Origin of the sequence: Filimonas zeae (assembly GCF_014641615.1) — a bacterium.
GTDB lineage: Bacteria > Bacteroidota > Bacteroidia > Chitinophagales > Chitinophagaceae > Filimonas > Filimonas zeae.
Map to the genome: position 1 here is coordinate 1 of NZ_BMIB01000022.1, position 500 is coordinate 500.

At 47.4% G+C, this 500-nt stretch carries 1 protein-coding gene; it reads right to left on the reverse strand.

Annotated features, from left to right (window positions below; all coding sequences use genetic code 11):
* A partial coding sequence (locus tag IEY13_RS30050) for an Ig-like domain-containing protein (RefSeq protein WP_188959476.1) occupies positions 1-500 on the reverse strand: 500 nt, incomplete at both ends.

The following is a 500-nucleotide window of genomic DNA, read 5'->3' on the forward strand; positions in this document are numbered from 1 at the left end:
CCCGTTCCGCCAGTGGAAGCATTACTCAATGTAATAGTACTACCGGCACATACTTCACGAGGGCCAGCGGTCTTCACCATCTGGGGTAAAGCATTTACAGTCACACTAGCAGTATCCTGGCTTACACAACCTGAACCAGTAGTTACAGTGTAAGTAACTACTGCATTACCGGCACCTACACCACGAACCAAACCATTATTATCTACAGTAGCAACACCAGTAGCATTGCTGCTCCACACGCCAGTACCACCAGTGGAAGCATTACTCAAAGTAATAGTACTACCGGCACATACTTCACGAGGGCCAGCGGTCTTCACCATCTGAGGTAAAACATTTACAGTTATACGGGCAGTATCCTGGCTTATACAACCAGAACCAGTGGTTACAGTATAAGTAATTACCGCATTACCAGCACCAACACCACGAACCAAACCATTATTATCTACAGTGGCTACACCGGTAGCATTGCTGCTCCATACGCCCGTTCCACCAGTAGAAGC